This window comes from Pantoea sp. UYEF8, from assembly GCF_040546285.1.
GTDB classification, from domain to species: domain Bacteria; phylum Pseudomonadota; class Gammaproteobacteria; order Enterobacterales; family Enterobacteriaceae; genus Pantoea; species Pantoea brenneri.
Window position 1 is genome coordinate 170,474 of sequence record NZ_JBEPNM010000010.1, and the last position, 21,561, is coordinate 192,034.

Sequence of the window (21,561 nt, forward strand, 5' to 3'; positions counted from 1 at the left end):
CTGACCGGACCGCAAATACCCGTAAAAATCCTCCTTCTCAGCCAGCAAACCAGACGTCTGAATTAGCGCTGTCCCTCACCTTTCTGTCCGGCTGAAAGACGCCATACGACGCCTTCTGTTAGTGCCAGAAAGCGTCACAGCCTTGCCCGAGGCACCGAATACACCTACTAAATACAGGGTTGTATGTCGACGTCGGGTTGATATAGGGTATGTGAAAATTCAATGACGCATTTATTTATGAAATACAGAAAAATTCTGCTGGCTGCCGTCATCTTTCAGCTAAGTGGCTGTGCAGCGCACTCTCCCTCGGTCAATATTTTGGGCGCGTACTTCCCGGATTGGTTATTTTGCATTTCCGGTGGTTGCCTGATCTCAGCGGCAATATACCTGTCACTAACCCGGTATGGGAAAAATGCGTGGCTCACACCTTATATCCTGACTTATCCGCTGCTGATCACCCTTTTCTCAATGGGATTGTGGATCCTGTTTTTTTATTAATCTCAATTTGTTAACCATGGAAAACAGATGTCTATTCAGTTAAAAAATGGCGCGGGACAGCGGCGGTTTATTCTGGCGCTGTCAGTGCTTACGCTGGCAATATTATTCTGGTTAATCTGGGTATTTGATCAGACACCCGGCACTGATGATGCCTATGTTTATGCTGATACCATAACCATCGCCCCTCAGGTTAACGGGGTGATCATAAAAATGCCGGTGAAAGAGAATAATCTTGTTCGTCAGGGAGATATTTTATTCGAAATAGATCCTCGTCCCTATCACGATGCCTTAATACGCGAAAAGGCAAACCTTGCCCAGCTGGAGCAGCAAATTATTCTTACCCAGCGCGACGTCAGTGCGCAGCAGTTCAATGCACAGGCGGCAGTAAAACGGGTTGATGCCGCCCGCGCTACGGCTGAGCAGGATGCGGCTACCCTGCGACGAATGGACGCGCTGCGCGGACAAAACTACGTTTCCGGGGAATCTCTGGATCAGGCGCGAGCCCGGCAGCGTGCATCGGCGGCGCAGTTACAGTCAGCCAGACTGCAAGCTGAACAGGCTAATGCTGCGGTCAGCAGCGTAGCGGCATTGATTGCGAAACGTGAAGTCATCAAAGCAGATATCTCCATCGCCGAGTTTAATCTGGAACATACCGTTATCCGGGCGCCGTTTGAAGGCCGTGTCACCTCATTAAAAACCACCAGCGGTCAGTACGTCAGCACAGGACAGGCTGTTTTTACCCTGATTGACAGTAAGAACTGGTACGTGGTGGCAAACTACCGCGAGTCTGAACTTAAACATATTCACAACGGTGACAGCGTCGATGTTTATCTGATGAGTGATACCGGAAAGCATTTTAGCGGAACCGTAGACTCCATTGGATATGGGGTTTATCCCGATGATGGCGGGTCGTTACAGGGTGGTTTACCGAGTGTTGCCCGCAATATTAACTGGGTGCGTGTTGCCCAGCGCTTCCCGGTACGCATTCGCATTACAGCTCCTGACCGTCGGCTTTTCAGAATGGGAACCTCTGCGGTAGTGAAAGTGCATTCCGGCCGTCTGCGACATGAAAGGAAGGGTATTGCAGCATGACAACGCCAGCCATCACCGGCGGAAAAACCAGTGCTCTGCTTCGTTTTTTGCAGCAGGAGTTAAGGGGATTCCCCGGGCGTTATAATGCCATGCTGAGGTATCTGCTTTCTTCCGTCATCGTCATCATCACTTCGCTGACGCTGGGCGTCCCGCAGCTTGCCTATTCTCTGTTGGTGGTTTTTTTTGCCACCCAGAAAAATATTGTATTAACCCGGATGATATTTCCGCTGTTCCTGCTGGTGAATACCGCGGCAGTCGCGGCGGCGATCCTTATCCTGAAATTCACCATTGATGTGCCGATGCTCCGTCTGTTGAGCGTCTCTGTTGCGTTGCTTATTCTGCTGTATCAGATGCGATCTTCCAGAAAATGGGGCTTTCTCTATTTTGCCGTCGCTATCACCATCACCTACGCACAAAGCTTTGTCGATCTCAGTTCAGATGGCGAAATGTTGCTGCGTAACTGTCTGTGGTCGTGGGTGGCCGGCTGTTATGCCACTGTGGTGGCGCATATCGTTAATACGCTGCTGCTGCCGGTGGAGCCGGTCAGACAGTTGCAGCAGGAGCTGGACAGGATCCTGACGGCGACCCGCCGGGCGCTGGAAACAGCAGCTGCAGGCAAGCCGACGACGCCAGTCACGCTGGAAGAGATCCAGACCAGTGTGCTGACGTTACACAGCTGTCTCAAGTTCTCCATCATGCGGTCGCAGCCGTTTCGCGCCAATAAGGAAAAGCACCTCGCCGAAATCGCCACCGCTGAACGGCTTTATTCTGCCTCACGTCAGCTGGCCAGTCTGCACGGCGGCTTAACCGACACGGCCTCCGATCACTGCCGCAAACTGGCCGTCGAGTGCCGTTCCTTTCTTCAGTGTTTGCGGGACAACCGGCGCTATCTTCCTGAGCCGGCGGATCGGTCGCAAATTGACACCCTGCCAGCCTGTCTTCAGGAAATGTACAGTGCGCTACGCAGTGTCTCCCTGCTGGACGCACAACGCAGCGAGCCTCAGCAATCAGGCGACACGCTTCCCACGACTGCCCGGCCGAAAGCAGCGCTTTCATATGACTATATTAAATACGGCATCAAGACATTACTCGCAGTTGCCCTCTGTTATATCTTTTATACCAGCGTCCAGTGGCCTGGCATTCATACCTCGATGCTCACCTGTATCATTGTTGCCGTACCCGGTCTTGGCGCCTCAGTTCATAAAAGCCTGCTGCGGATCGGTGGCTGCCTGGTCGGCAGTCTGCTGGCGTTATTCTGCACAATCTTTATCCTGCCTCACATCGACTCAATAACCGGGCTGCTGCTGATGGTGATACCCGCTATCGCTCTCAGCGGCTGGGTGACGGCCGGCTCCGAGCGAAGCAGCTATGCCGGGGTTCAGATTTTGTTCGCATTTTCGCTGGCCATGTTTGCAAGCTTTTCTCCCCACCCGGACCTGTCTGAGATTCGCGACAGACTGGTGGGTATCTTACTGAGCATTACAGTTTCGACCCTGATACACAGCCTGATCTGGCCGGAAACGGAGGGAAGAACACTGCGTCATGCCCTGGCGGGCTTGTTTGAATCTATGGCGGCAAGAATGAGCCTGGTGGAAGGGAAAACCAACAGCCAGGCGGAAGGCTGGTTTAAACTGGATGCCACACAAAAATTACTGGCCCAGGTGGCGCTCGAACCCAACTGGCGCAGCAATGATAATGAAGATCTGACGCTAGCCTGTCAGACTTTGCTGGGTAAACTGCGTGAGATCCACGTTGCAATTTCCAGGCTGGAAAACGAGTATGCGCGGTCTGCCGGCGATGCTGATCAGCATGAGGCGGTTACGCTTGCCCGTCGTCTGCTGCAGAGCCTGTCAGCCGGGATGACGCGCTATGCCAGGGGATTGCAAAGTGAACCGGGCTGTGCACCGGCTATCGCTACACCGGTAGATCCGCTAATGGCTGATATGCAGCAGAGTGAGGTGGAAAGTGACGCGATCCTGAACAGTCCCCTTCTGCTCAGGACCCGTGAACTGGTCAGCCTCTGCTGCTCTGTGCCTGCCTGGCCGTATGACAACAAACTGAATGTATCCGGAGTGTGATGCTGATGAAGATGGAGATGATCCGCCGTAATGCGGATAAGACCAAAAAGAAACTGTTAGCTGCGGCACGAGATATCCTTGCTGAGGAAGGTTATGTCGCTTTCAGTGAGAATAAAATTTGCGAACTGGCCGGCGTCACTCGTGGTGCCCTGCGTTATCATTTTCCCACTGGCCGATATGATCTCTTAAATGAACTCATCCCTCTGCTTTTACAGCAGATACCGGCCAGTACCACCTCAGACTGTAAGACACGTATCCTGGAGTTAATCCAGTTTATGCAGCAACAGCCGCTGCACAATCCGCTGGTTCTGATCATGGAAATATGGCAGGCGACGTTTGCGGATAAAGATCTGCGGGAGTCAGTGGGACAGACACTCGATCAGCGATTCCAGGTATTTTTCAATGTCAAAACCCTTGAGGAGCTGCCCGAAGAGATTACGCCATACCGGTTAATGTTCTGGGGATCGATTTTGTCGCTGCAATATCATAAAAATAATAATAACGGTTTGCAGACAATCATAGAATTCATGAAAGCGCATTAATACTGTCAGTTGTCGTCTCTCAGCACGTCTGTTTAACAGGCTATAATTCTGTACAGGCCCGAAGGTAGTTTATTCTTTTGGGCTTGTCTTTTACTGATACAGACAAACCTATCGATGCCATATTTATTATAAATATTCATGCCTGTGCAGGTTTAATTTTACAGCCCATTATGCAATAGCGAAGAGCCGAAGGATTCAGTCTGTAAATATAACATTTACCGGCCGAATCCTGTTGCTGTGTCGCTATGTCACATGGAAATGGCAGGCTGTTTTGAATACGTGTACATCAGGGAGCTTAATATGATGGATAAACCTCTTCTTATTGTGATGACCGAAAATAACTGGTTATTTGCGGGTCTGAGTGACCTGTTGCCAGAGATGACCTGCCTGAGGATGGACTATGCTAGCCAACATATGCCACGGGAGGTGAAGAAAGCCCGCAACATCATCGTTGCCGTGGACAGCCTGATATTTTTCCGGGGCGAATGGCTGACGTTCAACAGCCTCCGGGCCTGTCGGGAAGATATTTCTGTGGTCTGGCTGACTCAGGAACATACCGGGCGGGTTTTCCCGGCAACCAGCCGGGGTGACAGGATCCTGTCACAGACAGAGGATATTAGCTCGCTTGCGCAGATGATCAGAGAAATTGCCGAGCAGTCGGTATCCCGGATAAGAGCAGATCGTGTCAGACCGGTCAGCCTGACGCTGACGGAGCGTCGGCTGCTGCCCTTTTTTATCGCCGGTGTCAGTCTGCCGGACCTGTCCAGACAGCTGGGTTGCGCGATAAAAACCCTCTACCACCACCGTCATAGTATCGTGACCAAAGCGGGATTCAGGCAGCCGGTATTTCTGGAGTACGTGTATAAATCTAATCCGGGATTTAGCGGTATATTCAGTCCGGAATCAACCGCGTGGAAAACAATATGGCATGAGGAGCAGAAACAAGGCCTGTCCGTCGATGGATAATCTGGCTTATTACAGGCCTTCGTATTGCGGTAAAGCTTCCCGACCCGCATTCACACCGGCCGGGCAACGACAACTTTCCTGCCTGATTTATTTTCAGCCAACGGAGCAAGTGAAACGGCAGGATAGAGCGGACGACACGACAGACCTGTGCGGGTTTCCAGGTGATGATATTGCTCCGGTAAGGTTTTTGCCAGCCAGGTTTACTGAGGCCGCTGATTGTTACCGGATTAATAACACTGTCGTTCCTCAACGACTATTTTTACAGCGATGACAACCACGTAGATTAGTCGCAGATGAATCGGGTTTGCGCTCTGCGCTACCCGTAAGCTATCCCGCTAACTGACGAGGTCTGAAAATGTCTAAAGTTGTTACCTTTAACCGCACCGGTGGTCCCGAGGTTCTGGAAATTGTTGATGTACCGGTGCCGACACCGGCTGCAGGAGAAGTTCAGATTCGCGTAAAGGCAATAGGTGTTAACCGGGCGGAAATTATGTACCGCACTGGTCAGTATGTGATCGAACCCGAATTCCCGGCGCGTCTGGGTTATGAAGCGGCTGGCGTGGTTGAAGCAGTCGGTGAAAACGTCGACGGTTTTACGCGCGGGGATGCAGTCAGCGTGATCCCGTCGTTCATGTTCAGTGAATACGGCATGTATGGCGAACGGGTTAACGCACCTGTACATGCGGTGGTGAAACACCCAGAAAATCTCTCCTTTGAACAGGCCGCCGCAAGCTGGATGATGTACGTAACCGCTTACGGTGCGCTGGTTGAGTACGGTAATTTACAGGCCGGACAGAATGTCATCATCCGCGCAGCCTCAAGTAGCGTTGGGCTGGCAGCCATTCAGATAGCCAATATGCTGGGCGCAAATCCTGTGGCCCTGACCCGCACCAGCGAGAAGCGTGAGATGCTGATTAAAGCCGGGGCAGCCGCCGTTATCGCCACGGCAGAACAGGATATGGTCGCTGAAATCAATCGCCTGACGAATGATCAGGGTGCCCATATTGTCTTTGATCCTGTAGGCGGCCCGGACGTGGCAAAGCTGATGCAGGTCATGGCACCCCAGGGACTGTTCTTTCAGTATGGCGCGCTCGATAGCCGTGATATGCAGGTACCGGTGTTCGAACTTCTTGGTAAACACCTCACCCTACGTGGCTATGAGCTGTTCGAAATTACCACCGATCCGGAAAAAATGGCGCGAGCAAAAAGCTTCGTCACCGACGGCCTGCGTTGCGGCAAACTTAAACCGGTAATTGATAAAACATTCAGGTTCGATGAGATTGCTGATGCGCACCGTTATATGGAAGCAAACGGTCAGGTAGGTAAAATCGTTGTCACTGTTGAATAAAGCGTCTGCTGCACGGCTCACCTGCGGGGCCGTGCAGTGACTGCAGCCTTTTAACCAGACGTGCAGGGCCTGACCGGGATCCGGCGGCCATGTTTTTTAAAGATTTATCCGCCCAGTCAGAACACAACCCCATATATAAAAAGACGGCAAACAGCCTGGATGCTGATGGCTGTGACAGGTCTGTCTGATGTCAGGACTATGCGAACCAGGATCAAGGTAAACGTGGCGGTCCTTACAGATTTTGAATCTGTAGCCGATCTGACATATTAAAAACTGAAACAATATACAGCTAAACTGATTATAAAATGATTAATGGAGAACGGATGCTTTATGCGAATCCCTGATTATCCCTCCCAGGACTCAGAAAGATGGACACAAGTCGACGCCTGGTTTGCTGAAAAGCTTGCCCCTGAAGATTCAGACTTAAAATATGCGCTCGCCAACAATGCAGAGAAAGGGCTACCGACACACGATGTATCTGCATTACAAGGCAAAATGCTGGCAATGTTCATCCGGATGACACGTGCTGTACAGGTCCTTGAAATTGGTACGCCTGGAGGATACAGCACGATCTGGATGGCAAGAGCGCTACCTCCAACCGGAAGCATAACGACCCTTGAGTTCAATAAGCATCATGCTGAAGTTGCCGGTCAGAATATAGATAAGGCAGGACTTACTGAGCGCGTTAAACTGCTCACGGGTGCTGCACTGGATCTCTTGCCCACGCTTAGCGGCCCCTTTGATCTTATTTTTATTGATGCCGATAAAGTGAATAACCCACATTATCTGGAATGGGCAATCAAACTGTCGAAACCTGGTACGGTTATTGTTGGCGATAACACGGTGCGTGGCGGTAAAGTCCTTGATGCCGATAATGAAGATCCTAACGTAAAAGGGCTCCGCAAGTTTATTCAAATGATATCGAAGGATCAGCGCCTCGAAGCCACCGCCATGCAGACTGTGGGCGAAAAGGGATGGGACGGCTTTGTCATAGCTATCGTTAAGACCCTGTAATTTTAATATCCGCCTGGACAAAACTCATTGATTATCAACCGTAAGCTAACGGATGAGAAATGCTTTGCTTCAGATAAATTGACGACAATAATTTCAACCTTAATCGCCTTGCAGCTTAATCGCGTCGGCGGGTTTAAAGCTATCCGATCCTTTGCAGATTGTTTATCAACAACGCTTCAGCGAGTATTGTCGATAATAACCATCAGGGAGGAAAACTATGAAGATAGCTAATATAGATCATATACATGTCTACGTTGACCATATTGAGCACGCAGAGCGCTGGTATCAAGAGATCCTCGGATTTTCACGCGATAACGCACTCGCCTTCTGGTTCAAACAGGGTGGACCGCTGGTGATAAGAAATCACGGCGCATCGCTTTCTCTTTTCCTCAGAAAATCTCAGCATCCTGGCCATACGATGGCGTTCGGCGTGGAAGCCACCTTTTTCAGCACCCTATTACCCCGCCTCAAACACAATGAAATCCCTTTCACCATAAATGACCACGATATCTCTATGTCGGTGTACTTTAGCGATCTTAGTGACAACAAGATTGAAGTGACCTCTTACGATTACATTCAGGCAAAACAGATACTGAGCAACGTTGCCTGAGAATGTCGCTGTTAGCTCTTCACAATGCCAGGCCTGCCTCTACTCAGCAGCCAGCAAAAAACAGCGTCGAGCAGCTCACCTCCGTTCCAGACACATAGCAGCAGGATGAGGGAAAAATGCCAGGTTTGGTGGAAAATGGACACGGGTCAGATGAGGGTGCGTTAAACTCCGGGGCGCAGGTGAGTCCTGGTCGCCTTTATGTCCGGTGCTAGCAGTATGGCTCTCCTGTGTTTTAATCACGCGAAATCAGCAGAGGGAGCAGGCCATGACGACTTTCTACCAGACTGAAGCCACTACCACTGTCGTCATTGACCTTGCCGTAAAGCCTGACGTCATAATATCTGCTGCTCGCCACGCCTCACGGCGCGAGCAGCATCGCACGGCGTTGCAATGTCGACGTCAAATAATTCTGCTTTGAGGATGCCGTCATGACCCCTTTTCATCAACTGACTGCTACCAGTCTGCGTGGCCAGCCTGTCCCGATGGCCGACTACGCTGGCAAGGTGGTTCTGGTGGTTAATACCGCCAGCCATTGTGGCTTCACGCCGCAATACGCGGGCCTTGAAGCGCTGTATAAGAAATACGCCGATCAGGGTCTGGTGGTGCTTGGTTTTCCCTGTAATCAGTTCGGAAAGCAGGAACCCGGCGGTGCCGATGACATCGCGCAGACCTGCCATATCAACTACGGCGTGAGCTTCCCGATGTTCGGGAAAATAGAGGTTAACGGTGCCGCCGCGCACCCGCTGTTTCGTTACCTGAAAGATGCGTTGCCAGGCGTGCTGGGTGGTCGGATCAAGTGGAACTTCACCAAGTTCCTGATCGGACGTAACGGCAAACCGCTCAGGCGTTTTGCACCGATCACCCCTCCGCAAAAAATGGAAGCCGCCATTCTGGCTGCACTTGAAACTGACGCAAAACCTTAGTGTCAGACATTCGCCTTTCGGTGCTTGCGTCACGCTGATTCCGGCCGGGTGAGGTTACCGCTCGCGCCTCATGCAAAGCGGACAATGCCAGAGGTAACCCGGCCCAGCGAACGCCTGCTATTGCGTAACGGTAATCGTGTTAGCGTCACGGCGAGATAGTTGCCCGACCTTCAGGCAACATAAATCGCTTATCGGGTATCACCTTAACGTTATGCCATGACCTTTTGTTGCCCTGTTCCGTTCTTTCCCTAATCAGACGTTGCGTCAGTTTCAGATCCTGGCGCACAGGCTTTTCCGCCATCAGGACCGACCGCTTTATGCCCATGCTGAGTGACGAATCTCCTTCAACACTCCTGCCCTGGCTGGCACAGTATGGTTAGCGACTCAGGGTGGCGTTTAATGCATCAATTGAGGTTTGTAATCCGGCCTCTACGCTCATAGTCAGATCTTCCATTTCCAGCGAGACATCACCGTCATAGCCGGTCATGCGTAACACTGAAAAGAACTCTTTCCACCATTTCAGATCCTGACCGCATCCTACCGCCACATAGTTCCAGCTGCGCGTTTTCGTCGCAGTGACCGGCTGATACTCGAGCAAACCATCAATGTCGGCAAGGCCGCGCTCAATACGCGCATCTTTGCCATGCACGTGGAAAACTGCACCTTCGAGCTTACGGGCAGCGGCGATGGGGTCGGCACCCATCGCTATAAGATGAGACGGATCAAGGTTGATGCCAATCATATCGTCCACCGCATTACGCAGGCGCAGCAGTGTCGAAGGATTGTAAACCAGCTGGGACGGGAACGCCTCGATAGCAATCTGCTCTACACCGTGCTGTCTGGCATGCTGTACAAACTTTTTCCACCAGGGAATGGCGACTTCATTCCACTGATAATCAATCACGCCGGGCATGTAGTCTGGCCAGGAGACAGTGGAAGTGATCCAGTTAGGCACCCGATCATCGGGGCCACCGCCCGGCAGGCCACTCATCATCACGATTTTCTTAACGCCCAGCTTGCCCGCCAGTTCGACCGCCCGGTAGCTGCTTTTAGTATGCTTTTCTCCCAGTTCACCTGGCGCTAATGGATTACCTGAACAGTTAAGGGCGACAATGCGGATTTCACGCTGTGCCAGTTGATGTCTGAATTGTTCGAGCTTCGCTGATGATGCCAGCAGCTCCTCAGTTTTCACGTGCGGACAGGGTGACCAGCCGCCTGCTGTCATCTCAATACCGCTAATACCGTAGCTTTTAACTTTATCCAGCATGGCCGTAAAAGGTAAACCGGCAAGAACATCGGTACATAGTGCGAGTTTCATGATTAAATCCTTCGGCTGTTATTAAGATCAGGCTTTCTCAAACTGTTCGATGAATTGCTGTTTTGTTGTAGCCCTGGCTAATAAGGTCGTTTTCACTTCATCACCCAATAGATTCGCCATACCCGCCAGCACATCAATATGTTCATTTGCTGTTGCCGCGACGGCGACCACAATGAAGACAACCTTGCCGCCTCCCCAGCTTACGCCGTTGGGAAACTGAAAAACCTGGAAGCCGGTTTTAATAACCAGATCGAGGTTCTCCTTTGCACAATGAGGAAACGCAATTCCGGCACCTATATAGGTCGGGACACTCCTTTCCCGGGCCATCATGCCATTAAAAAAACCTGGTTTAACGTAACCCGATTTTTCTAATGCTTCTGCCGCAATCCTTATCGCTTCGGTTTTATCCGCTGCCCGATACTGTAAATGCAATGCCTCTTCCGTCAGTCGTAACATGGTTCAATCCTCACTTAGTTGCGCGCAGGAAAGGGTTAACGATATACAGCCGGCCGTTGCGGAATAAGCACATCATGTTTTTCCCCGTCTTTCAGAGACGCCAGGCCAGCATCGCAGACCAGGGCAACGACATAGCCATCCCAGGAGGAAGGACCGCTCATCTCTTTACCTGAATGAATGTTATCGATGAAGTGCTGCACCTCGCGATCATAGGCTGTGGTAAAGCGTTCCATACAGGACTGAGCGATATGTTGCGCATGCCCCTTTAGCGAACGGGTGGCGATGAGCTGTTGTTCGTTCAACGCAGCAATGGCATTTTCACCGATCACTTCACACCGGATGTCATAACCGTAGTGACAGTTCACAAACAGTTCGTCGTCCACGCGCACCCCTGATTCCGTCTCAAAAATGACAATAAGCGGATCCTGTAAATGTGGCAGCGCACGGCGGGTTTTCTTGCGCGGCTTATCGACCCGAACGGATATGATATTCTCATTCAACAGATAGCGAACAATGTCGATTTCGTGGGTGGCGGAGTCATTAATCGCCATTTCGAGCGTATAACTTTCAGGTACTGAGGGATTACGGTGCGCGCAGTGAATCAGCATGATATCGCCGAGTTCACCGCTATCAATTACCTGCTTCAGCGCCTGATAACCGGGGTCAAAACGGCGCATAAAACCAAGCTGCAGCAGCCGTTTCCCCGCTTTAACCTCAGCATCAATAATTTCTCTGGATTCGTCCGCGGTTGGCGTCAATGGCTTTTCGCAAAATACCGGTTTACCGGCGTTAAAAGCCGCCAGGATCTGTGCTTTATGCGCCGGACCAATTGAACAGATAAATACCGCATCAACCTGATCAGAATTAATCATTGCCTCTGCATCATAAAACGCAGTCGCGTTATATTCACTGGCAATCGCATCGGCAGCAGCGTGGTTAATATCACAGACGGCGGTAACTTTCGCGCCGGTAATAATATCGTTAAAACGTTTCAGGTGGTCGCGGCCAATCATACCCAACCCGATTAATCCGATTTTGACAGTCATTGTTCAATCCTCTATTACAGTGGCGTTAAAAGCGAAATTTCTTTTCAATCTGTTCTAATGTCAGGCCACGGGTTTCGGGCAGATATTTCACCAGCAGGATCAGCATAATGACGTTAGCCGCACCAAAGAAGCCGAAGGTCATTCCACCGCCGTAATGACTTAACAGGTAGGGGAATATCGACTGAATCATGAAATCAAACATCCACAGACCAAATACCGCGAACCCCATGCCTGCGCCTCGCATTCTTAACGGATAGATTTCTGCTAACATCAGCCAGAAAACGGGCGCGATCCAGCCCTGCATAAATACCAGGAAAAGCAGCATCAGGCCGAGAATAATGTAGGGAGCATGCGCAAAATTAGCCTGCAGGCTTTCGCTTCCATTGATGGTTTCGGTATGAAAAAAAAGCTTAAACGCAACGCCAATCAGTACCAGACTGACGGTAACGCCCGCCTGACCGGTAAAGAACATTTTTCGACGAGAGTGTTTACCAATTAACGCGATACCCAGTAACGTCGCCAGTACCGAAATAACGCCGTTAGCTACCGCCCCCGTCACGGCGGCGGCGTCACCAAGGCCGGTCGCTTTAAGAACCGTAGGGGCGTAATACATGATGGTGTTAACACCCGTGACGCGCGTTGCCAGTACAATCATTAAGCCAATCAACACCAGCTGAACCACCCAGCGATGTTTTAATTCGGCGAATAGATTGAATTTCACCTCATCGGCTTTGACTATCTGTTGTATCTCTTTTATTTCGCGTTCCACTTCTTCCGGCAAACGTAACGTTTTTAGGACTTTTCTTGCTTTATCCGTCTCGCCACGCCGGACAAAAAATCGTGGGGATTCCGGCATCATCAGCATTCCAATCCACAATAAGGCGCCAGGAAGTGCCGGTATGGCTAACATAATGCGCCAGTTGTGCTGCATTTCAGGATAGAGATTGACGATGGCGGCATTGACCGAATAGGCAAGGAACTGACCGGTGACAATCATCAGTTCGTTGACCGTAACCATTCTTTCTCGCTGATCGGCACGTGCCAGTTCAGATATATATATTGGTACGGTTACCGAGGCACACCCGACGGCTAATCCCAGAATAAACCGCGCCACTATCATTGACGGCACATCCCATGCAAAGGCAGTCCCTAATGCACCAAAAATAAAAATGATCGCAACCCAAAGCAGGTTTTTTCTGCGCCCCTGTTTATCGGAGAGATAGCCACCAAATAAGGAGCCCAGCGCTGCACCGAATAACAGAAATGAGGTAATAAAACCCTCCTGAGTCGGAGTCAGGTTTAAATCATATTTCATGAAGATCAAGGCACCGGAAATTACGCCCGTATCATAGCCAAAGCACAAACCACCGATGGTAGAAACGATAGTTATCATCCTCATTCTTTGAGGGTTTTGCAGGTGAGTTTTATTGTACATATCTGTTCCATCTGGTTGTAAGGTAAGCCACTGCAAGCCAGTTAATGACCCGCGACAGGCTCATAATATTTAGCTGAATATCAGTGAATATTTTTTAATACAGAGAAACGTTATTTTTTCATGTCTATGAATCAAATATTCAACACACCTTTATCGTTGCCATGAAGTTATATCAAACAGAATTTTAAATACCAGCAACCTTGAGATACTGCATTCTGCCACGTGCGGAGGATCAAAAATTGCGAAGGAAAAACCCTTTTTCAGGTGACGATTGTCACAACCTGCGGTTTATACGTTGACATAGCAAGAATGAAGAGAGTTAAAAACATTCCCTGAAGAAACTTTCACGCTGAATTAATAGAATAAAAACATCTTTATTCACTACCAGCAGATTAGAATAAAGCCTCGTGTTAGCTGGTCTGCTCGTCAAATAATGCGGCACGCTTATCAATAACAAATTTCATGACTTTTTATTTTTTTGTCTGTTTAACCCCTGTAATTAGCAGGGTTTTGACAATTCGGCACAGGCTCCCGTGTTTCGCCAGGCCTGGCTACAGTGCGATTTAAACTGTGACGAAGATCAACCTGATATTCAGCTTTACACCGCTGGATCACAACAACCTGCAGTTGCATGCCAAAAAATATTTAAAATATATTATTTATCAGTAAGTTAATTTATTGTAAAAAGCAACATTGATGATTACGGGTTCGCTCAGTAATGTAACAATAGCGATCTGATAACAGGAGCATCCTATGCTGACCTTTTGCCTCAATGAACATTGTTCTTCACGCGGGTTTGAAACCGGTCTGCGACCTCGTCTTACATTTATCTGTAAAGCTGAAGGGAGTGAGGCGGCGATTCCACGGGTGATGCACAAGCACCACGACCGCTTCGAACTCATGTTCATTCGTGGCGGCAGCGGTGTCTATAACATAGACGGCCGGGGTTACAGCGTTAAAAAAGGTGACCTGATAGTGTTTAACGCCAATGTGTTGCATGACGAAACCCCAACAGCAACGGAAGACTTATTGATTTATAGCTGTGGCGTTGAGCAATTGAAAGTAGACGGTTTACCTGTAAATGTTCTCACGCCCCGCACACAGTCGCCGGTAATAACTTGCGGTGAGTTTTATGATGAGATAGGTCAGCTGTTTGATCTGATGTGGTCGCACGTCAGCAGCAAGCAGTTGTACAGCGCTGAAATTGGCAATAATCTGCTGGGCGTCTTGATTTTAATCTGCCGGAATTTATGGCTGGAGCACAAACACGAGCAGGAAACGCCTATTATTCTGCTGGGACAGCGCGTTAAAGAGTATATAGATAACCACTATAAGGAAGATATTGCGCTGATGTCTATAGCCACTACGTTGAATATGAATCAGTTTTATTTGTCCCACGCCTTCAAAGACTATTCTGGTTATTCTCCGAAGCAGTATCAGACTCGCCGTCGTATTGGTGAAGCACAAAATTTATTATTAAGTACCGAGTCCGGCATAACTGAAATAGCTAACGCTGTCGGTTACGATAATGTCAATAATTTCCATCGCATATTCCATAACCTTGTCGGCATACCGCCGGCTCGTTATAAAAAATTCTGGCTGACCGGTCAGATTAAAACCTGAGGCTTGCGCTGCCTGAAGACATAACGGCGGGAAATTATCCGATGACGGTAAAACCGGCTGCATCCGTTTCTTTTACAACAGGTCATTAACGGACACAGCCAGGAGTGAGGAGAACGTTTATTTCAGCGGTTCCGCCAGCGTTACGATCCACAACTCGCTGTCCGACTCGGGTTTTTCCAGCGGCTTCAGGCCGATAGTGGTGGCAACCGGCTTATCATCGACCGTCAGCGTCCCCTGCTCGTTCACCCGATAATCCTTGCGCTTCTTACCTTCAACCGGATTTTTCATGACCATTTTCACGCCGAAGTCGTTGTCATTGGCGACTGCCAGCGTTTTATTGTCGATCAGCGCCAGGCCTTCGGCCTTCTCCTGCTGCCAGCCGAGTTGACGTAAATCGACCACCCGCGTTTTAGCTGCAAGCTTAATGCCGCGCTGCGCCAGCGTTTTCTCATCGTCAAACTCCGGGTACTCGTCAGGCTTATCGAATGCGGCCAGATCGGTAGCCCGGCTCAGATCTACTTTATAGATAAGGTTACGCATCGCGTCGTCTTTGCCGCTGCCTTGTTCAATCAGCAGGATATGTTGATTGTCGATCGCCACGATATCGCCAATTTTCGCGTCGTTGTTTTTAGCATAAGCCTCACTGTCGATAGGGTAACCGTACATCGCGGTTTTCCCGGTCGCCGGATCGAAGCTCACCAGGCGGGTAAAGCGCGCCTGCTTTTTACTTTTACCGTTAATATCCAGCGTACTCTGCACCGCAGCGATAATGCGTCCATCCGGCATGCGGGTGAGTCCTTCAAAGCCACGATTTGGCTGACGCCATTTGAGAACGTTCGGCAGACCGCCCGCGATCGATTTTTCCCCTTCCGCGGCCTGCGGCCCGTGTATTGACAGGATCCTGCCGCGCTGATCCACGTTAATCAGGAACGGACCATACTCATCGCACAGCCAGTATCCGCCCTTGCCGTCCGTCGTAATGCCTTCCGTATCCAGACCACGGTTATCGCCATGCAGCACTTTCAACGTATCGCTGAGCGCGACTTCATTAGTTGAGCCGATGACGCCATCCTGTAGCGGCAAGCCGTTCACATTGCCCTTCTCGTCATGCAGCGGCCGGGCATCCGTGGCCTCCGCTTTGCCGTTCTGCACCCGAATCTTCATCAGCAGCGGGGCGAAGTCTGGCGTAACGAAAATTTTCGCCTCCTTTTTACCCATATCAGGCGAGTCGGCATTCGGTCCGCGATCGGTGACGGTTTCGAAGGTGAGCGCGTCGCCCTGCTTGCCGGTAAACAGCAAGCCGGAGCCGATCCCCACCGGCAACCCATTCGGAAAGGCGCTGGCGAACGCGCCGCTGTAGCTTACGCGCGTACCTTCGGGAAAAGTGACGATATAGTGTTGCGGTTGCGCCGCTAGCGTTGATAAAGAGAATCCACAACCGATAACCAGAGGAATAATTTTTCTTTTCATATTGTTAGCATCCATGAGGGGAAGCTAGCATCGTAATTAATAAAAATGACAGTAAAATGATATTCCAGCTTAATACTGGCGGCTAACAGGCTGATTTCACCCCCGTTAGCTGCGGGATAGTGAGGTGATGAGGGTAGCCCAGCTAGTACGGCAAATGGCTTTACCTGTGGCTGAGCTTAACATCATTCTGGTCACGGGTAGTTTGTCGTATCTTCATGGAGGTATGTCGCCGGACCGGTAACCTACTCTCTTCGCTGAAAGCGAATATCACCCGCTTTGCCTCATCACCTTTCACCGGCCCTGTCAGGCAGCGCGTGCTGCCTGGTGACAACTGCGTTAACGGCGTACTGTTATTCATTAAAGTCCTGCATCAGGTCGGAAACAATCTCTGCCGCCGGACGAATGGATTTGATGACAGATATACCGGTCCCGGTGGACACGATGCCCTGGTCAAAATTACCGAGTCTCATGGCCTGCCACAGCGAGTGGTAACCGTTCATCGCCTTAAACATGGCATCACGATCGGTGCCCTGCGCATCCAGTTCTGCCAGCGCAGGAGTCAGATCGGTAGGTAAGGTACGGTAATAAGCCGGCAGCGTGCGGAACAGCAGCAAATCTTCCGCCGTGGAGTCGACGATCAGTCGTTTGACTTTCTCAGCGGCGGGGTTCTCGACCGCCGTTAAAAACAGACTGCCCGCATAAACACCTTCCGCCCCCAGAGCCAGTGCGGCACGCACGCCGCGGACATCGCCAATACCACCGGCCGCGATGACCGGGACTTTTACGCTATCCGCAATCATTGGAACGATGCTGAAGGTCCCGATCACCCGGGTCGGCACGGTTCCCCCTTCGTCAAAGCCGGTGGCGATGATGATGTCAGCCCCTAATCGTTCGGCTTCTTTTGAATTAGCGACGGTCGGCGTCAGGGCGCGATAAAGGATTTTAATGCCGTGGCTTTTTAAGAAATCAAAAATTTCAGCTTCCAGCAGCTCGTTGATCAGCACCACTTCCACGCCTTCTTCAACCAGCATTTCTGCGGTGGGCCGCCAGAAACCCATATCCGGGCCGTTGAGCACGGTGGCGGCAAAAGGTTTGCTGGTCAGCTTTTTAACTTTTCGGATCTCCTCCCGCATGCGGTCCAGTGCCACATAACGCGATCCCGGCAGGCTTTCCTGGCCGGCGTGTGGGCCCAGCGTACCCAGCCCGCCAGCATTTGAAACGGCAGCGACCAGTTCCGCATTGGTCAGGAAATACAACGGTGCCTGAATGAGTGGATAGCGAATATTCAGGATTTTAGTGACGCGGTTATTCATTTTTGCTCCTGCAGAAAATTACACAGGCAAAATGTTACGCTTTACATAATGGAATGGAATCGCCAAAAATAGAAACCTGATGCCCATATATGGAAAGAACAATGGATTTTAACGCAACGAAATTGTTCATCGCCGTAGTGAATGCCGGCAGTTTTTCTGCCGCCAGTGAGCGAATGGGCGTACCGATCTCTACCCTAAGCCGGAAAATTAATGAGCTTGAGCAGGCCCTGCATGTCCAGCTACTGGATCGCTCACGCCAGTGCGTTAAACCCACGCACCGCGGGCAGCAATTTTTTGAGCAGGCACGGCTGGGTGTCGAGCTGCTGGAGGAGGCGCAAAAATCTGTTACCTCAGCCCACACGCTACAGGGCAAATTGCGCCTCTCTGTCCCGCCTGAGTTCTCACTATGGTGGGATTTACTGATCGCATTTCAGCAACGTTATCCTGATATCACCCTGTTTTGTCATTCCAGCGAAAGGGTGGTCGATTTGTTCGAAGATGGTATCGATGTGGCGCTGAGAATGGGCGAGTTAAAAACCGATGACGTGATCGCTAAGCCCGTCATGAATATGGAAACGGTGTTTGTGGCCAGCCCTGCATTTTTGGCACGTCACGGCACCCCAAAGACGCTGGCTGAAATGGCCCGGCTACCGATTGTTGCCTGGGAAACGCTGAATCGTGGTTTTTTTGAATGGAACGCGGAAGCGGAAAAAGTAAAATACGCGCCCTTCTTTACCACTAATAACGTGCAGGGATTACTTCATTATGCTCTGCAGGGAATGGGTATCGCAAAGCTGCTGAATATATCTGTCCGGCCCTGGCTGGAAAGCGGTGAACTGATACAGCTATTACCCGACATAGCCACGCAAAGCCTCCCGCTGCACCTGGTCTATGCCCGCCATAAACATCCGTCAACCCTGGTGCGAGCGTATCTGGATTTTTGTACCGAATGGACGGAAAAGCTGAAGTGATGTGTTAGCAAAATGACGTGCTCAGATAGCCGCGTGCTGCTGGGTGACAGATAAAGAAAACGCGTTCAGGGAGGGAAGCGGCGGCTGGTGAAAACAATTGATTTTGCAGAAGAGTTTTGCAGAAGACCCTTTTTACAGCCGCTAAAACGGCGCAGATTCGGATGAACTCAGTCCGGAAGATCTCCGAAAACCGGCCGTATTAAACGGTCCGGACTGAGCCTTTTCATCTGCGCTTAAGGGGATTATTTGCCGAGAATCTCCCGGCGCACGATGTCCGCGCCCGCGCTTAATGCAGCCAGTTTGCCGCTGGCGACCTGACGGGATAACGGCACCATGCCACAGTTGGTCGATGGATAAAGTTTGTCGGCATCAACGAATTGCAGCGCTTTACGCAGGGTATCGGCGACCTGTTCGGCGGTTTCAACCGCGTTGGTTGCCACATCAATTGCCCCCACCATCACCTTTTTGCCGCGGATCAGTTCAATCAGATCCATCGGTACGCGCGAGTTCTGGCACTCCAGCGAGATGATGTCGATAGCTGATTTCTGCAGCTTAGGGAACACCTCTTCATACTGCCGCCACTCGGTGCCGAGCGTCTTCTTCCAGTCGGTGTTGGCTTTAATCCCGTAGCCGTAACAAATGTGGACAGCAGTTTCACATTTAAGCCCTTCAACCGCTCTCTCTAACGCGGCAATACCCCAGTCGTTGACTTCATCGAAGAAGACGTTAAAGGCTGGCTCATCAAACTGGATGATATCGACGCCGGCCGCCTCTAATTCTCTGGCTTCCTGATTGAGAATTTTGGCAAATTCCCAGGCGAGTTTTTCGCGACTTTTGTAGTGACCGTCATAAAGCGTATCAATCATCGTCATCGGACCGGGCAGCGCCCATTTAATCGGATGGCTGGTCAGCTGGCGTAAAAACCGGGCGTCTTCAACAAATACCGGCTTCAGGCGGGCAACCTCACCGACCACTGAAGGCACGCTCGCATCATAACGATCGCGAATTTTCACGATCTGACGTTTTTCAAAATCGACACCGCTGAGGTGTTCAATAAAGGTGGTGACAAAATGCTGACGTGTTTGCTCACCATCACTGACAATATCGATACCGGAATGCAGCTGATCTGCCAGGCTGATACGCAGCGCATCAAGTTTGCCCTCAGCTAATTCGTCACCCTGCAATTTCCACGGCGACCACAGCGTCTCAGGTTGGGCCAGCCATGAAGGTTTAGGTAAACTGCCAGCAGTCGATGTCGGTAATAATGTGTTCATAATAAATAACCTTTTATTTGGGTGGTTCAAACAACGGGCTGGGCAAACCATTGCTCAAGAAGTGTCTGCCAGGGCTTAATGAAAAGTTCTTCAGTGAATTTACCCTGCTCAACCGCCAGCTGGCTGCGCTCTTCTCGATCGTAAACAATTCGCGTTAATGAATAATCCTGATGCGTCAGGCTCGGTTGATAGACGTTGCCCGCCGCTGAATTAGCATTGTAGATTTCAGGCCGGTATATTTTCTGAAATGTTTCCATGGTGCTGATGGTGCTAATCAGTTCCAGGTTGCTGTAATCGTGCAGCAGATCACCCTGAAAATAAAAAGCCAGCGGCGCAACGCTGTTACGCGGCATGAAATAACGCGCTCTTAATCCCATCTTCGCGAAATAGTCATCGGTCAGCGAGGTTTCATTCTGGGCATATTCATCACCCAGCACCGGATGATGATTACCGGTGCGGTGATAGGTATTTTTACTCGATACGCTCAGGCATATCACCGGCGATTTACTGAATTTCTCTTTATACGCCGCAGAGTTAACAAAGCTTTTGAAGATATTGCCATGCAGAACGCCATAATTTTCCGGCGTACTGAATTCGCTTCTGTTTTTATTGTGTGCCGGCAACACCACGCTGAAATCATAATCGCGTACATACGATGAGAAGTTATTGCCGACAATCCCTTCAATGCGTTGTTGGGTGTGATGATCAATGATATGGGTTTTTAAAACCTCAATGACCGGGAAGGCATCATTACGGCCTTGCGCATTAATAGCCAACTCCACTGAGATAATTTCCAGCTCAACAGAATAACGATCGCCTTTCGGATTATCCCAGTTCGCCAGCGAGTTAAAACGGTTATCAATCATGACCAGGGCGTTGCGTAAATTATCCTGACGCTTTTCACCCCGGGCTAAATTGGCAAAGTTAGTGGTGATGCGCGTATTTTCAGACGGATTATAATTCTCGTCGAAACGCAGACTTTTAAGAGTAAATGTAAACGCATTATTCATCGCAATCTGGCACCCTGATCGTCTGATTCAAAATATGAGAATCGCGCATCGAAGCGGCGATTAATTGCGCACCGCTGGCGACTCTTCATATTATCAATTGATATTAACAATGCATCCTTTATGCCTCAGTCGGAGTGTGAGGAAAAGTGATTTAATTTCACCGAACATGAGAGATGTTCATGATCAGTTCTCAGAATGAAGATCAGGTGTTACAGCGGTGGCAGGCATCCGGCAGCCGCTTTGGGGTCCTGCTGCCTGAAGCGCATCAGCCCTGCCTGCATCAATATCGTCTCTGCCTGTTCATCCTTCCCTCAGACACGAGCCGGCGATTTCAACGCAGTTTGACGTTATGAGAACTATTCCGTCAGAAGTTAAGCGATGCCGTGCCGAATTCCCGGAAAGCGTCATCCATCGGTTGATAACCGAGTACCTCACGGGTCGCGGTGAGGTCAAAACGCTTAAACCGATTATCTGAAATTCCGGTAATGGTCCCAACTTATTGATAGTGTTTTATGTTCAGATAATGCCCGATGACTTTATCATGCAGCTCCACCGATTTTGAGAACGACAGCGA

Annotated in this window: 20 protein-coding genes; 11 read left to right on the forward strand and 9 right to left on the reverse strand. The window is 50.3% G+C overall.

The window, feature by feature from the left end:
• Positions 1 to 237: 237 nt before the first annotated feature.
• The 9 genes from ABIB18_RS18025 (at position 238) to ABIB18_RS18065 (ending at position 9,071) form a co-directional block, all read left to right on the forward strand.
• Entirely contained in the window at positions 238 to 498 is a 261-nt protein-coding gene (locus tag ABIB18_RS18025) for a YtcA family lipoprotein (protein WP_031375200.1), read from the forward strand.
• Positions 499 to 525: 27 nt separating this feature from the next.
• On the forward strand, positions 526 to 1,590 hold the full coding sequence (gene mdtN / locus ABIB18_RS18030; protein ID WP_354475103.1) for a multidrug transporter subunit MdtN: 1,065 nt from the start codon (positions 526 to 528) through the stop codon (positions 1,588 to 1,590).
• A gap of 89 nt (positions 1,591 to 1,679) precedes the next feature.
• On the forward strand, positions 1,680 to 3,668 hold the full coding sequence (locus ABIB18_RS18035; RefSeq protein ID WP_354475105.1) for an FUSC family protein: 1,989 nt from the start codon (positions 1,680 to 1,682) through the stop codon (positions 3,666 to 3,668).
• Positions 3,668 to 4,210, forward strand: coding sequence for a TetR/AcrR family transcriptional regulator (locus ABIB18_RS18040; RefSeq protein ID WP_354475107.1), 543 nt, complete (start codon positions 3,668 to 3,670; stop codon positions 4,208 to 4,210). Before ABIB18_RS18035 ends, ABIB18_RS18040 begins: the two co-directional genes overlap by 1 nt.
• Before the next feature lie 300 nt (positions 4,211 to 4,510).
• Positions 4,511 to 5,176 carry a helix-turn-helix transcriptional regulator gene (locus tag ABIB18_RS18045; protein WP_069729973.1) on the forward strand — a complete coding sequence of 222 codons (666 nt, stop codon included), beginning with the start codon at positions 4,511 to 4,513 and terminating at the stop codon, positions 5,174 to 5,176.
• Between the two features lie 355 nt (positions 5,177 to 5,531).
• Positions 5,532 to 6,524, forward strand: a complete 993-nt coding sequence (locus tag ABIB18_RS18050; RefSeq protein ID WP_069729974.1) for a zinc-dependent alcohol dehydrogenase family protein — start codon at positions 5,532 to 5,534, stop codon at positions 6,522 to 6,524.
• Positions 6,525 to 6,854: 330 nt separating this feature from the next.
• The gene (locus ABIB18_RS18055) at positions 6,855 to 7,538 is read left to right on the forward strand and encodes an O-methyltransferase (protein WP_354475110.1); all 684 of its coding nucleotides are present in this window, start codon (positions 6,855 to 6,857) and stop codon (positions 7,536 to 7,538) included.
• A gap of 217 nt (positions 7,539 to 7,755) precedes the next feature.
• A complete protein-coding gene (locus ABIB18_RS18060; protein ID WP_069729976.1) occupies positions 7,756 to 8,148 on the forward strand; it encodes a VOC family protein in 393 nt (130 codons plus the stop codon).
• 428 nt (positions 8,149 to 8,576) lie between these two features.
• Positions 8,577 to 9,071: a glutathione peroxidase gene (locus ABIB18_RS18065; protein ID WP_031375208.1), complete on the forward strand. Its 495-nt coding sequence runs from the start codon at positions 8,577 to 8,579 to the stop codon at positions 9,069 to 9,071.
• 376 nt (positions 9,072 to 9,447) lie between these two features.
• On the opposite strand, the gene ABIB18_RS18070 is transcribed toward ABIB18_RS18065, so the two are convergent.
• From ABIB18_RS18070 to ABIB18_RS18085, 4 genes are read right to left on the reverse strand one after another with little or no spacing between them, the layout of a single operon-like run.
• A complete protein-coding gene (locus ABIB18_RS18070; RefSeq protein ID WP_089562217.1) occupies positions 9,448 to 10,389 on the reverse strand; it encodes a sugar phosphate isomerase/epimerase family protein in 942 nt (313 codons plus the stop codon).
• Between the two features lie 27 nt (positions 10,390 to 10,416).
• Positions 10,417 to 10,845, reverse strand: coding sequence for a PTS mannitol transporter subunit IIA (locus ABIB18_RS18075; RefSeq protein ID WP_354475113.1), 429 nt, complete (start codon positions 10,843 to 10,845; stop codon positions 10,417 to 10,419).
• Positions 10,846 to 10,880: 35 nt separating this feature from the next.
• Entirely contained in the window at positions 10,881 to 11,891 is a 1,011-nt protein-coding gene (locus ABIB18_RS18080; protein ID WP_046289529.1) for a Gfo/Idh/MocA family protein, read from the reverse strand.
• A gap of 25 nt (positions 11,892 to 11,916) precedes the next feature.
• Entirely contained in the window at positions 11,917 to 13,326 is a 1,410-nt protein-coding gene (locus tag ABIB18_RS18085) for a sugar porter family MFS transporter (RefSeq protein ID WP_354475115.1), read from the reverse strand.
• Between the two features lie 753 nt (positions 13,327 to 14,079).
• On the opposite strand from ABIB18_RS18085, the gene ABIB18_RS18090 reads away from it, so the two are divergent.
• Entirely contained in the window at positions 14,080 to 14,949 is an 870-nt protein-coding gene (locus ABIB18_RS18090) for an AraC family transcriptional regulator (RefSeq protein ID WP_354475117.1), read from the forward strand.
• A gap of 117 nt (positions 14,950 to 15,066) precedes the next feature.
• Here ABIB18_RS18090 and ABIB18_RS18095 read toward each other — a convergent pair whose 3' ends face one another.
• Both ABIB18_RS18095 and ABIB18_RS18100 read right to left on the reverse strand, forming a co-directional pair.
• Positions 15,067 to 16,419, reverse strand: a complete 1,353-nt coding sequence (locus ABIB18_RS18095) for an esterase-like activity of phytase family protein (RefSeq protein WP_354475119.1) — start codon at positions 16,417 to 16,419, stop codon at positions 15,067 to 15,069.
• A 350-nt stretch (positions 16,420 to 16,769) separates the two neighbouring features.
• Positions 16,770 to 17,732 carry an NAD(P)H-dependent flavin oxidoreductase gene (locus ABIB18_RS18100; RefSeq protein ID WP_354475121.1) on the reverse strand — a complete coding sequence of 321 codons (963 nt, stop codon included), beginning with the start codon at positions 17,730 to 17,732 and terminating at the stop codon, positions 16,770 to 16,772.
• Between the two features lie 101 nt (positions 17,733 to 17,833).
• On the opposite strand from ABIB18_RS18100, the gene ABIB18_RS18105 reads away from it, so the two are divergent.
• A complete protein-coding gene (locus tag ABIB18_RS18105; protein ID WP_354475123.1) occupies positions 17,834 to 18,703 on the forward strand; it encodes a LysR family transcriptional regulator in 870 nt (289 codons plus the stop codon).
• Between the two features lie 242 nt (positions 18,704 to 18,945).
• Here ABIB18_RS18105 and ABIB18_RS18110 read toward each other — a convergent pair whose 3' ends face one another.
• The 3 genes from ABIB18_RS18110 to ABIB18_RS18120 form a co-directional block, all read right to left on the reverse strand.
• Positions 18,946 to 19,977, reverse strand: coding sequence for a methionine synthase (locus ABIB18_RS18110; RefSeq protein ID WP_031374922.1), 1,032 nt, complete (start codon positions 19,975 to 19,977; stop codon positions 18,946 to 18,948).
• Positions 19,978 to 20,003: 26 nt separating this feature from the next.
• Positions 20,004 to 20,987 carry a DUF1852 domain-containing protein gene (locus ABIB18_RS18115; protein ID WP_069729666.1) on the reverse strand — a complete coding sequence of 328 codons (984 nt, stop codon included), beginning with the start codon at positions 20,985 to 20,987 and terminating at the stop codon, positions 20,004 to 20,006.
• A gap of 496 nt (positions 20,988 to 21,483) precedes the next feature.
• A partial coding sequence (locus tag ABIB18_RS18120; protein ID WP_001401901.1) for an IS1 family transposase occupies positions 21,484 to 21,561 on the reverse strand: 78 nt, incomplete at its 5' end.